Source organism: Clostridium sp. NSJ-49 (assembly GCF_014287725.1).
In the GTDB taxonomy this organism is placed as follows: domain Bacteria; phylum Bacillota; class Clostridia; order Clostridiales; family Clostridiaceae; genus Clostridium; species Clostridium disporicum_B.
This window is the reverse complement of the sequence record NZ_JACOOP010000012.1, coordinates 15,676-28,329: the sequence shown is the minus strand read 5'-3', so window position 1 is coordinate 28,329 and position 12,654 is coordinate 15,676. Positions and strand designations below refer to the sequence as shown.

Annotated in this window: 12 protein-coding genes; 8 read left to right on the top strand and 4 right to left on the bottom strand. The window is 28.9% G+C overall.

What is annotated here, in order from left to right; translation table 11 throughout:
• Positions 1 to 235: 235 nt before the first annotated feature.
• A complete protein-coding gene (tpx, locus tag H8S10_RS06150) occupies positions 236 to 721 on the bottom strand; it encodes a thiol peroxidase (RefSeq protein ID WP_186838289.1) in 486 nt (161 codons plus the stop codon).
• Positions 722 to 905: 184 nt separating this feature from the next.
• On the opposite strand from tpx, the gene H8S10_RS18345 reads away from it, so the two are divergent.
• From H8S10_RS18345 to galU, 4 genes are all read left to right on the top strand, one after another.
• On the top strand, positions 906 to 1,565 hold the full coding sequence (locus H8S10_RS18345) for a glucosaminidase domain-containing protein (RefSeq protein ID WP_186838288.1): 660 nt from the start codon (positions 906 to 908) through the stop codon (positions 1,563 to 1,565).
• A gap of 156 nt (positions 1,566 to 1,721) precedes the next feature.
• On the top strand, positions 1,722 to 2,300 hold the full coding sequence (locus tag H8S10_RS06140) for a hypothetical protein (protein WP_186838287.1): 579 nt from the start codon (positions 1,722 to 1,724) through the stop codon (positions 2,298 to 2,300).
• Positions 2,301 to 2,450: 150 nt separating this feature from the next.
• Positions 2,451 to 3,224 carry a hypothetical protein gene (locus H8S10_RS06135; protein ID WP_186838286.1) on the top strand — a complete coding sequence of 258 codons (774 nt, stop codon included), beginning with the start codon at positions 2,451 to 2,453 and terminating at the stop codon, positions 3,222 to 3,224.
• A 100-nt stretch (positions 3,225 to 3,324) separates the two neighbouring features.
• Entirely contained in the window at positions 3,325 to 4,203 is an 879-nt protein-coding gene (gene galU / locus H8S10_RS06130) for a UTP--glucose-1-phosphate uridylyltransferase GalU (RefSeq protein WP_186838285.1), read from the top strand.
• A 193-nt stretch (positions 4,204 to 4,396) separates the two neighbouring features.
• Here galU and brnQ read toward each other — a convergent pair whose 3' ends face one another.
• Positions 4,397 to 5,674: a branched-chain amino acid transport system II carrier protein gene (brnQ, locus tag H8S10_RS06125; RefSeq protein ID WP_186838284.1), complete on the bottom strand. Its 1,278-nt coding sequence runs from the start codon at positions 5,672 to 5,674 to the stop codon at positions 4,397 to 4,399.
• Between the two features lie 374 nt (positions 5,675 to 6,048).
• On the opposite strand from brnQ, the gene wecB reads away from it, so the two are divergent.
• Both wecB and H8S10_RS06115 read left to right on the top strand, forming a co-directional pair.
• Entirely contained in the window at positions 6,049 to 7,173 is a 1,125-nt protein-coding gene (gene wecB, locus H8S10_RS06120; RefSeq protein ID WP_186838283.1) for a UDP-N-acetylglucosamine 2-epimerase (non-hydrolyzing), read from the top strand.
• A gap of 184 nt (positions 7,174 to 7,357) precedes the next feature.
• Positions 7,358 to 7,711 (top strand): four helix bundle protein, encoded by a 354-nt coding sequence (locus tag H8S10_RS06115; RefSeq protein WP_186838282.1) that lies wholly within the window; start codon positions 7,358 to 7,360, stop codon positions 7,709 to 7,711.
• Between the two features lie 291 nt (positions 7,712 to 8,002).
• Here H8S10_RS06115 and H8S10_RS06110 read toward each other — a convergent pair whose 3' ends face one another.
• Both H8S10_RS06110 and H8S10_RS06105 read right to left on the bottom strand, forming a co-directional pair.
• Entirely contained in the window at positions 8,003 to 8,941 is a 939-nt protein-coding gene (locus H8S10_RS06110) for an LCP family protein (protein WP_186838281.1), read from the bottom strand.
• A 202-nt stretch (positions 8,942 to 9,143) separates the two neighbouring features.
• The gene (locus H8S10_RS06105; RefSeq protein WP_186838280.1) at positions 9,144 to 10,109 is read right to left on the bottom strand and encodes an LCP family protein; all 966 of its coding nucleotides are present in this window, start codon (positions 10,107 to 10,109) and stop codon (positions 9,144 to 9,146) included.
• A gap of 210 nt (positions 10,110 to 10,319) precedes the next feature.
• Between H8S10_RS06105 and galE the strand changes: the two genes are divergently transcribed.
• A complete protein-coding gene (gene galE / locus H8S10_RS06100; RefSeq protein ID WP_186838279.1) occupies positions 10,320 to 11,330 on the top strand; it encodes a UDP-glucose 4-epimerase GalE in 1,011 nt (336 codons plus the stop codon).
• A gap of 305 nt (positions 11,331 to 11,635) precedes the next feature.
• The gene (locus H8S10_RS06095; RefSeq protein ID WP_186838322.1) at positions 11,636 to 11,881 is read left to right on the top strand and encodes a cell wall-binding repeat-containing protein; all 246 of its coding nucleotides are present in this window, start codon (positions 11,636 to 11,638) and stop codon (positions 11,879 to 11,881) included.
• Positions 11,882 to 12,654: the final 773 nt, after the last annotated feature.

The window sequence follows — 12,654 nt, the reverse complement described above, 5'->3', positions numbered from 1 at the left end:
AGGCATATTTTTATTTTTGATAACAAAGTATATAATATACTTATGTTTAGTTTCTTTGTAATCATGTTTTATTTCTTTTTTCAAATCAGGAAAAGCTGCTTCTGCAAGTCTTTATCTTTCTTTTAAATCTTTTTTTATAGACCTATCAATTTCATGGGCTAATTTTTTTTGTGATGATGTTCTTCAAATTCATGAAATTTTTCTTTGATACTCATAATTACATCAAATATAAAAGTTATTTAACTGCATTTAAAGCTGATTCGTAATCAGGCTCATCTATAACATCTTTACAATATTCTACATATGTAATCTTATTATTTTCATCTACTACAAATATTGCTCTAGTTAAGAAACAAAATTCCTCTATTAATGTTCCATAGTTTTTACCAAAGCTTTTTTGCTTATAATCAGAAAGAGTTATAACTCTATCTATTCCTGCAGCGCCACACCATCTAACTTGAGCAAATGGTAAATCCATAGATATTACATATACAGTAACATCGTCAAGACTTGCTGCCTTTTCATTAAATTTACGAACCTCCATATCACAGACTGAAGTATCGATAGAAGGAACTACAACAAATATTCTCTTTCCAGAGGTATCTTTCAAAGTTACGTTTTTCAAAGTATTATCAACTACTAAAAAGTTAGGAGCATCATCACCCACATTTAAGGGATTCCCAACTAAGGTGATTGGATCGCCATTAAAAGTTATTTTCATAATTGTACCTCCATAAAAATTAGATTAGTTTCAAAAAGTAGTATTTCCTATTATAGATATAAATAATTAATGATAAGTTAAAAAAACTTTAGGAAAAATTTTACAATAAAATGATTAATATTAAAATTGGTGGTAATACTTAAAAATAGGTATTGAATAATAATATAAGGAAGGATTGAAAATAGTGAGATTATTAAAGTGTTTATCATGTATGTTCATAGCTATTATGTTTTTAGGAATAAATGAATTATCAGTATCAGCAGCTATGAAAATTATACCAGGATATTATGAAGATTATTTAAGGTATTTCCAAAATGAAATTAAAGTCCCAGAAGAAATAATAATAAAAGAAAAAATAAAAGAAGTAACATATAATCCAGATAACTTAAGAGAAATAAGTAATTTATCTAAGGAGCAAATTTATAAAATGCTAGAAGGAAACAACCTTCAAGCCTTAGCAGAAGATTATTATGAGATGGAACAAAAGTATAATGTTAACGCTATATTTTTAATGGCACTTAATATGGAAGAATCAGGTCATGGAAGATCTTCTTTAGCAGTATATAATAATAACTTAGGTGGTATTAAGTCAAGAAATGGTGGTTATGCAAGTTTCGAAAGCTGGTCTCATTGCTTAGAATATATAGCTAATCTGATAGATGAAATGTATTTATCAGAAACAGGTAGTTATTATAATGGTACAAGTATTTACGGAGTAAATGTTAAGTATTGCGTGGGTACTAATTGGGCTGATAACTTAAATGTTTTAGCTGATGAATTACTTGCAAAAGTAGCGCCTAATACAAATACTAATACAAATGTTATGATAATGCACAGCTTTTAAAAATAGGCTCATTTTGAGCCTGTTTTTTAAGTTTAAAATTAATTTATTTTTTTGAAAAACAATGTTTATAAAACAGTAAAAATGTTAATTATTTAAATATAGACAAGCGGTTCTGAGATTGTTTAATTATTTTTAAAATGAATGGAGATGATTTCAATGGGATTATCAATTGTACCAAAAAGCATACTTAAGGATCCTATAGAAAAAAAGGTTAAAGTAGATAAGAAAAGTATAAAAACTGATGAAGATTCATTTTATGAGATTGATGTTTTAAAAAGTAGGAAAATTGAAAAGCAATTAAGATACCAAATTGAAAGGGATATAGGACTTATAAATATTAATACTGAATCACTAAATGGTAGAATTTACGAAGATGGAGAACTTATATATGAAGGAGAATATATTCAAGGTAAGGGATATTATTCAGATAAATGGTATGCACATGGATATGGCAGATCTTATTATGATAATGGAAAATTAGAATATGAAGGCAATTTTGTTTATGGAAGCCCACACGGATATGGAAAATATTTTTACGAAAATGGTCAATTGAGATGGAAAGGAAACTTTCAAGCAGTTGTTGGAATAGAAGTTTTGAAATTATGGAAATCTTCCTTAGGATATGTTGATAGAAGAGGGAGAATAAAATATGGCAAATATTATGATGAAGAAGGAAAGCTAATTCATTGCGGAGATTTTGATTGGATGGGTAAACCTATAAAATATATGAAGTAGAAGAAACCAGAGGGGTAACTCCCTTTAGGTTTCTTTTTTAGTTGCTTTACTTAATCCTTCTTTAATGTGAAGGTTTTATTACAGTATTTAAATAAGTTTAAGACAATCCTATTAATGGTAATACTTTAGAAAAATAGAAGGAGTATTGATATGAGAAAAATTATAAAAAGTAGTATTAGTTTATTTATATTTATATTTATCTTTAGCGTTAATGTTTTTGCTGGAGATTTATCTTATATAGAAGAAGCTTTAGTCAATCTTGGAGTTAACGAAGATTATAGTGAAAATATAGTTGAGTATTTAGAGAATATAGAAATTTCAGAATCAGATTTTCAAGAAATAGAGAATAATGTTAATGATATTAAGGAAGTTGTCCAAAACAATGATGAAGATATAAATTTTCTTAAGTATTATACTGTGTACGATAATATTATGGATATAGCGAAAATAATGAATTTAGATTTGGATGTTGATTTAAGTGATTTAAGTATATCGTTAATTGATAAGAATAATAATAATATTTTATATGAAGGTGATACTAATTCATTAATGCAAATATATTCAAATTATAGAGAGAGTAATTATGCTATAAATGTTGCAGAAATATTTGAGGATATTAATAACTTAGATGAAAATGAAATTGTGATAAGTGATACTGAAAATAATACAAATATAAATGAAGATATATTTAATAATGAAATAGATAGTAACTTGGATACTAAAAGTGATTTAAATATTAGTAATAATGAAAAAAATAATGTCCTTGATGAATATATAGATAAATTTGAAAAGTATGATAAAGAGCTATTAGTTAATAATAATGATGATATTATAGAATGGGAAATAGTATTGATTGTATTTGGAGTAGCATTAGCAGTATTCATAATGTTTAAGATAATATCTAGAGTTAAAAGATTACAATAAAACTAATTAGAAGATTAAATAAGTATTTATAAAAATAAACAAGTATAATATAATAGTATTTAACATAATAGAAATAATGTATAACTTAGGGGGTAAAAGTATGGGTAATAAGATAAGAAAGGCCATCATACCAGCAGCAGGATTAGGAACAAGATTCTTACCAGCTACAAAGGCACAACCAAAGGAAATGCTACCAATAGTAGATAAACCAACTTTACAGTACATAATAGAAGAATGTGTAGCATCAGGAATTGAAGAAATACTTATAATAACAGGAAGAAATAAAAAGAGTATAGAAGACCACTTTGATAGATCTGTAGAACTTGAAATGGAACTTGAAAAATCAGGAAAGCAAGAAATGCTTCAAATGGTAAGAGAAATATCAGATATGGTTAATATCCACTTTATAAGACAAAAAGAACCAAGAGGGTTAGGTCATGCAATTCTTTGTGCAAAGACTTTCGTTGGTAATGAACCATTTGCAGTACTTCTTGGAGATGATGTTGTTTATAATGATGAAAAACCATGCTTAAAGCAACTTATAGATTGTTATGGAGAATATAAAACATCAGTACTAGGGGTTCAAACAGTAGATCCTAATGATGTAAATAAGTATGGAATAGTTGGTGGAATTCATATAGAAGATAGAGTTTATAAGGTTAAAAACTTAGTTGAAAAACCAGCTGTAGAAGAAGCACCATCAAATGTTGCTATTCTTGGAAGATACATAATAACACCAAGAATATTTGAAATATTAGAAGAAACTAAACCAGGAAAAGGTGGAGAAATCCAACTTACAGATGCACTTCTTCAATTAGTAAAAGAAGAGGCTATGTATGCTTATGATTTCGAAGGTAGAAGATACGATGTTGGTGATAAATTAGGGTTCTTACAAGCAACTGTAGAATATGCTTTAAGAAAACCAGAGTTAAGAGATGGATTTATTGAATACTTAAAATCATTATCAGATACGTTTTAGGGTGAATTTAGAAAAATGATGCTTGCTTTTGGCAAGGTTATGAGTTGCTAAGGCAAAAGTGATGGTAAACTCCGTTAAGGTTATGGTTTACTAAAATAAAGATAAAGTGATTTTATAGATAAGTATTAATATAAAATTAAATTATAAGAAATAATATATAATCCCAGCTTTGACAAGCTGGGATATTTTTTTATTACGCTATATTTTTAAGTGTTGATTCACATTCTTTTTCTTTAAATATAAATAACCCAATTACTATTGATAATATAGTAGGTATTACCCATCCAAAACCTAGGTCTGCTAAAGGTAAAAATGATAGGTTTAGTCCTGGTATTAATAATAATAATGAGAATATAAGTGATGTATATATACCAAGTCTTACAGCCTTCATATTCTTTAAGTATTTTGACATAAGTGTTGTAACTATTATTGTTATTGAAACAGGATATAGTAAGTTAAGTACTGGTCCAGATAATGCAACAATCTTATCAACACCAAGTGTTGCAACACCTAAGCTTATAATAGTAATAACTATAGCATTTAAATTATATGATAACTTACCTTTTGAAATCTCCTCGAAGAATGAAGCACCCACGCTTACTAGTCCTATAGAAGTACTTAAGCAAGCTAATCCCATTGCTAATCCTATTATAGCAGGTCCAACTTTTCCTAAAACACTTTCAGATATAAGAAGTAAAAGTCCTGTTTTACCTATTTCTTGAGATACTAATCCAGAGGTTTGAGCTCCTATGTACATTAGCCCTCCATATACGAAAGCAAGTCCAATAGCTGCCACTAAGCTTGATTTAAATATCATCTTAGGCATTTCTTTACCTTTATATCCTTTATCTTTTAATGAAGTAGTAACTATTGATGCGAAAAGAAGTGCCCCTAAAGCATCCATAGTTTGATATCCTTCAATTAGTGAGCTTGAAAGTACTGATGAAGCATTAGTACTTATTATTTCACCAATTGGAGAAACCATTCCTTTAACAATAAGCACTATTAGTAAGATAAGTAGTGCCGGAGTTAAAAATTTACCTATAGTATCAACTATTGCAGATTTCTTTAATACGAAGAATAAATTTATTGCAAAGTAAACTGTAATTGCGACTATTGCAGGTACATTTGGTAAAAATGGATTAACTGAAAGTTCGAAGGTTGTTGCAGCTGTTCTTGGTACAGCCATAAGTGGACCTATAGCTAAGAAAAGAATAGTTGTGAATATTAATATAAATTTACGATCTATTCTATTTCCAATACTTTCGAATGTTCCATCACCTTTAGAACATGCTACTATTGCAAGTAATGGAAGTCCAACTCCAGTTACTACAAAGCCAACAGTTCCAAGTAAAAAGTCTGAACCTAAGCCATTGCCTAAAAATCCAGGGAAAATTAGGTTTCCTGCGCCAAAAAACATAGAGAATAGCGCAAAACCTATTACAATTGAATCTTTTGTGCTTTTTTTCATTTGTATAACATCCTTTTCTTAAAAATTGATTAATAATTAAAAATAATTGCTTGTTTTTTAGCATAATTGTATTAATAATATCATGATATATGGATTTCATCAATGGTAATAATAAAATAGGTACCTGTTTAAATAATGTTAGAAATTAACTTATGTTATATAAAAACGTTAACAATAAATATAGGTTTCAGGTTGATTAAATAATATAATAATTAAGTAGAAATAAAATTATATAATAGATATGAAAGTTGATAAAATATTATAATATATGTAAAAATTATAAAATTACCTGTAGGGGATAGAAGTTAAGTTATATATAAAATACTAAGACAATGATATAATTAAAATAAATTGAAGTTTGTGGAGGAAATACCGTGGAAAGAATCAAAGTATTAAGTGTCTTTGGAACTAGACCAGAGGCAATAAAAATGTGTCCTTTAGTAAAGTTATTAGAGAAAGATGATAGATTTGAGTCAATAGTATGTGTAACAGCACAACATAGAGAAATGTTAGATGCTGTTTTAGAAATATTTAATGTAAAGCCACAATATGACTTAAATATAATGTCACATGGTCAAACTATTATAGATGTAGCAAATAAAGTATTAACTGGAGTAGATAAAGTAATAAAAGAATGTAAACCAGATATAGTGCTAGTACATGGAGATACATCAACTACATTAAATGGAGCATTAGCTGCTTTTTATAATCAAGTACCTATAGGACATGTAGAAGCTGGATTAAGAACAGGGGATATATATTCTCCATTCCCAGAAGAAGCTAACAGGAAACTAACAGGGGCAATAACAACTTTACATTTTGCACCTACAGAAAGTAATAGAAGAAATTTAGAAAAAGAAAATATTACAAAGAATGTTTACATAACAGGAAATACTGTAATAGATGCACTTTTAAGCGTAATAGATAAAAATCATAAATTCCAAGATGATACATTAAATAATATAGATTTTATAAATAATAAGGTAGTACTTTTAACAGCACATAGACGTGAAAATTGGGGAGAACCAATGAAAGATATATTTGCAGCTGTTAGACGTCTTGCAGAAGAAAATGAAGAAGTACAAATAATTTTCCCAATGCATAGAAACCCATTGATAAGAGAACTTGCCAAAAGTAGTTTCGAAGGTATTGAAGAGAAGATACACTTAATTGAACCTTTAGAATATGTAGACTTTGCAAATCTCATGTCAAAATGCTATTTAATAATGACAGATTCAGGTGGAATTCAAGAAGAAGCACCAGCACTAGGTAAGCCTGTTATGGTTTTAAGAACAGAAACAGAAAGACCAGAAGCTGTAGAAGCAGGGACAGTAAAACTTGCAGGGATTAATAAAGAAACAATATTTAATATAGCAAATGAACTAGTTAATGATAAAGAAGCTTACAAAAAAATGGCTCATGCAGCGAATCCATATGGAGATGGAGAAGCTTGTGCAAAAATAGTAAAGACCATTTTTAGTCACCTAACAGTGAAGTGATGGTCCACTTTATGGAGGTGATGGTTTGACTTCGTCAAAAGTGATGGTTACCTACAGTAAGGTGATGGTTTCGTGAGGTGAAAGGTGATTGTCCACTTTGTGTAGTTGGTGGATTAGCTTCGCTAGTGATTAGAAGAGGTAGAAGATGGAGAGATTCATAATATAAGCTAGTTAGGAGGATATTATGAAGAGTTTATCATTATTACAGCTTAGTAAGATAATCGCAGATGATTCTATTTATATTAGCAATGAATTAGTAAATAAAAATGAATTTGTTATATCAAACCAATTGAAAAAATCTTGCACTAGTATAGGTGCTAATATCAGGGAAGCAAATTATGCAGAGAGTAAAAAAGGTTTTATACATAAACTGCATATTGCAATTAAAGAGTGTAGTGAGAGTATATATTGGCTTGATATCATAAAAGATAACGAAATGTTAGATGATAATAAAGTTAAAGAAGTATACAATAATTGTTTCAGTGTAAAAAGAATGTTGTTAGCAAGTATAAATACAGCAAAGAAAAATTTAGTTTAACTTAATGTAAATGGCAGTAAGTAGATTTGCGTAAAACAAGCTTACTTACTGCCATATTATGTTGCTTTTCTCTAAGAAAACTATAACTTCTGCGAAAACAGACCATAACTATTACGAAATAATCCATTACGTTCTGAAAGAAACCATAACCTCTGCACAAGCAGACTATAACCATTGCGGAGCAATCCATTACTTAGCCGTAGGTGACCATAATCTTTCCGCAAGGAAACCATAACCATTGCAAAGCAATCCATCACTTCTGCGAAGGCAGACCATAACATCGCGTAGCGACTATCTCACATCATCAAAGATATAGCTCATAATTTGTTCTTTTGCTGTAGCTTGGTCAAAAGCTAAATAATAAATACCATCTATCATAGTACCTTCACAATAACCATCTCTAGGGAATCTATCTTGTGCTAAACCGTTAGATACAGAACCTAATGCTTTTGTTCCTAAGGATAATATATCAGAAGCATTCATGCTAGTTTGAACATGTGGCAATACCTCGTTTAATAATCCAGGAAGAGCTGTTACTGAAAGTGTTGATGCTTTATTAAATAAAGCATTTAGAACAGTTCTTTGTCTTTCAGTTCTTATATAATCACCGCCAGTTGCATATCTTATTCTTGAATATGATAGTGCTTGATCACCAGTTAAGTTATAAGTTCCTGCTGAGTTTATTCCAGGAATATGAGAAACTTCTTCATCTGTTATATTAATTTCAACTCCACCAAGTATATCAATGATAATTGGTAAAGATGTAAAATTAACAGACATATAATCAGTTATATCTAAACCAAAGTTTTCGTTTATAGTTTTAATAGCTAATTGAGGTCCACCAAAAGCATAAGCGTGATTTATCTTGTCCATTCCTATGTCAGGAATATTAACATAAGAATCTCTCATAATAGATGTAAGCTTTAATTTATTATGAACAGGATCAATTGTAGCTACCATAATAGCATCAGATCTACCAGCAACACCATCTTCAGAGTCGATACCAAATAAAGCTATATTAATTATTTCTTCATGATTTTCAAATTCTTGAATTTCTTCATAGTTAATACTCAAATCAGATGTATCAACAGAAACTTGTTGCATTTTTCCAAGGGTTCTATAGACAGTGAAAGCGCCTATAAGAAAGATACAAACTAAGATTGAAACTATTATCAAACTTCCTTTCACCCAAGGATTCATTTTCTTTTTTTTACTATGTTTTTCTCTCATAAATACCCCCTATAATAATATAATAGTTTATGTATAATGCTATCTAACATCTCACTTCTCAGAAGGTGGACATCGCTATTACACAAGTAATCCGTTGCTTGACGAAAGGTAGCGTTCATCTCACTAAAAGTCACCATAACTTTATCAAAGGTAACTATATCTACTATTTTATAAATCTATAATTTCAGTGAATGTGACCACTTTACTTAGAATAAATAAATTTATGTATTTCTTCAGTAGTAGCATCGATATCAACGATCATGTGATACATATCTGTCCATTCAGCATAATGATGCTCATCTAACGGAAATCTTCCTTGTTCTATATTAGAAACGCCAGTACCTAAAGCTTTAGTAGCTATAGAAAGCATTTCTGATGTAGTCATATTTGTTGAAACTAAAGGTAGTAAATCGTTGATTAATCCTGGAACTTCAGTAATACTTATATTTTTAAATTTATCAAAGATTGCAGACAATACATCTCTTTGTCTTTCAGTTCTTTTATAATCTCTTCCCTCTGTATACCTAATTCTACAGTAAGCTGCTGCTTGAGTTCCGTTTAACAATTGTTTACCAGAACCATATAATGGCTCAGTTATTGTCCCGTTTTCTGAATCAATATTCTTTATATAACCATTAATAAAATTTAACTCTTCATTTGTTATTTCAAGTTCTACACCACCAAGCTTTTCTATAATTATAGGAAGTGTATGTAAGCTTACATGAACAAATTTATCAACTTGAAGATTAAAATTATAGTTTATAGTTTTTAGTAATAATTCAGGACCACCATCAACCAGTGTATAATTTAAATTTTGCTTTCCTCCATCAGGAAGATCTAAGTATATATCTCTCATAAGAGATAAAAGCTTAATATTATTTTTCTTAGTATCTATTGATAAAATCATAGTAGCATCTGACGCACCTATTTCAGTACCAGAGTAATCAGAACCTAATAGTGCAATAGTTATTACATCTTTTTCTTCTTTTATAGGTTCTTTTCCTGTATCTGTTACAAAAGATCTATCAATTTCTACAGTATTAATTTTAGAGGATAGATTTATTATTACGATAGATCCAACTAAAACTAAAATACATATAAAAGATAGAAATCCTAATAATACTTTCTTACCAATAGAGTATTTTTTCTTTCGCTTTCTTTTTGTCATAACCCACCCCATAAAAATAGTAATATATGTATTATATCATATAAAAAGGTTATTTAATAAAGCAAATCATAGATACTAATGCAAATTTTACAGAATGAGTATATAAGCTCATTATCAATATATTTATAAATAATGGCAAAACTGTTATTTTACATTAGATGATATTAGTATATAATGATATTGAAAATAAAATATGTGGAGGTATTAGAAATGGCAGTTTTAGTATCTGGAGGAATGGGGTACATAGGAAGTCATACAACAGTAGAACTTTTAAATGCAGGTTTTGATGTTGTAATAGCAGATGATTTAAGTAATAGTAAGGAATTAGTAAAGGATAGAATAGAAAAGATAACAGGGAAAACTACTAAGTTTTATAATGTAGATTTAACTAATGAAGAAGAAGCAGAGAAAGTATTTTTAGAAAATGATATAGATTCAGTAATTCACTTTGCAGCTTTTAAGGCAGTAGGTGAATCTGTAGAAAAACCACTTGAGTATTATTACAATAATATAACTAGTGCATTAGTAATGTTAAGACTTATGAGAAAGTATAATTGTAGGAACTTTGTATTTAGTTCTTCTGCAACAGTTTATGGAGATGCGAAAATTGTTCCAATAACAGAAGATTCTCCACTTTCAGCAACAAATCCATATGGAAGAACTAAGCTTATGATAGAAGATATGCTAAGAGATATCGCAAAAGCAGATCCAAAATTAAATGTAGCTATTTTAAGATACTTCAATCCAGTAGGAGCTCATAAGAGTGGAACTATAGGAGAAGATCCAAATGGAATTCCAAACAACTTAATGCCTTATATAACAAAGGTTGCAGTTGGAGAATTAAAACAATTAAGAGTATTTGGAAATGACTATCCAACTCATGATGGAACAGGGGTAAGAGATTATATTCACGTTGTTGACTTAGCTCAAGGTCATGTTAAAGCTCTTGAAAAGTTAAAAACTAATCCAGGGCTTGTAACTTATAACTTAGGAACAGGAAATGGATATTCAGTACTTGATGTTGTTAAAGCTTTCGCAGAAGCATCAGGTAGAGAAATACCATATGAAATAGTGGATAGAAGACCAGGAGATATAGCAACTTGCTATGCAGATCCAAAGTTAGCTAATGAAGAATTAGGATGGACTGCTGAAAGAGGAATTAAGGAAATGTGTGAAGACTCTTGGAGATGGCAAAGCAATAATCCAAAAGGATATAATTAGTCGCATTAAGATAAGATGAATAATTAGCTGATTATGAAGTAAAAGGTAACTTAGTGATTAGAATATAATTTACTGCGTAAGAGTGATAGCTTTGCTAGTGAAAAAGTTTAAATACAGTAGATGCATATACGATTAATAAATAAAAGGTTGATTTAAGAGGCGCAGAATTGTGCCTCTTAAATTTTTTTGTTCAATTTAACATGGGAAGAACAATAATTTATTGTTTAATAAGATTAAATAATTAACTTAACTGTAATAAAAGAAGTAAAGAGGTAAAAGTGAAATAATTAGATAGGTTAGGAAAAATACTATCATCATTAGAAGGTGAGCTTTCCAATATAGGTATATCAAGTAAGAGAGTTGGAGGGAAAAATGAATGTAATACCTCAATTTTAGTTGCTAATGAATTAGGATCTACAATAGGAGAAGTGGCAATGGCAGATGGATTATCAATTTCAGCAGTAGTAGCTATGAAAGGAATGCCGATTTTATTAACTGAGACTAATAGTCTATCATCAGATGTTAGTAATTATATGAAAATAATGGTGTAAATAAGACTTATATTGTAGGAGGAATTTGAGGTGTATCAGAAGGCTTAGCAAATCAGATACCTAATGTAGAAAGACTGGGAGGTAGTAATAGATATATTACTAATGCAAATGTATTTAGTAGCTTTTGAAGCAGAATTAAAAAATACTAATATATATAGCATCAGGATTAGATTTCCGAGATGCCTTATCATCAGCATTAGCGACAAGAAGTCATTCATTTGTATTATTAAGTAATACAAATGGGATAGAAACTCAAATTATAGATATATTGATTAATAATAGGGATAGTATTTTTTATAATTTGGGAATTAGTACAAATAAATAAATAAATATTAATTTTTGATAACGATAGATATAATTATATATTGATCCTTGTTTTTGTATAAAAAACTAAAAAAAATCGACAAATGCTGCAATGCATAGAGAGAAAGATTAAATTTAATTTAAAAAAAAACAGAAAAGTAATAGAAAAAATACTTATAATGGAACAATAGACCTAAGTAGCTACAAAAAAATAAAAAAAATGACAAAATTAGATTTACAAACATCCAAAATAAGTAAAAATGTGAAGATTGAGATAAAAATTAGAGGTTCTATGAAATTTACGTTTGTGATATAATATTTTTACATAATAATATATAATTTAATAATTAATGTTTTAAAAGGATGAAAAATTATTTAGAAATATTTAAAGTAATAAGTTGTAATAAACCCCTATTTGATAAATAGTGGTTTTTATTTTGTAAAAGTAAAATAAAATATAGGTGGTTGGG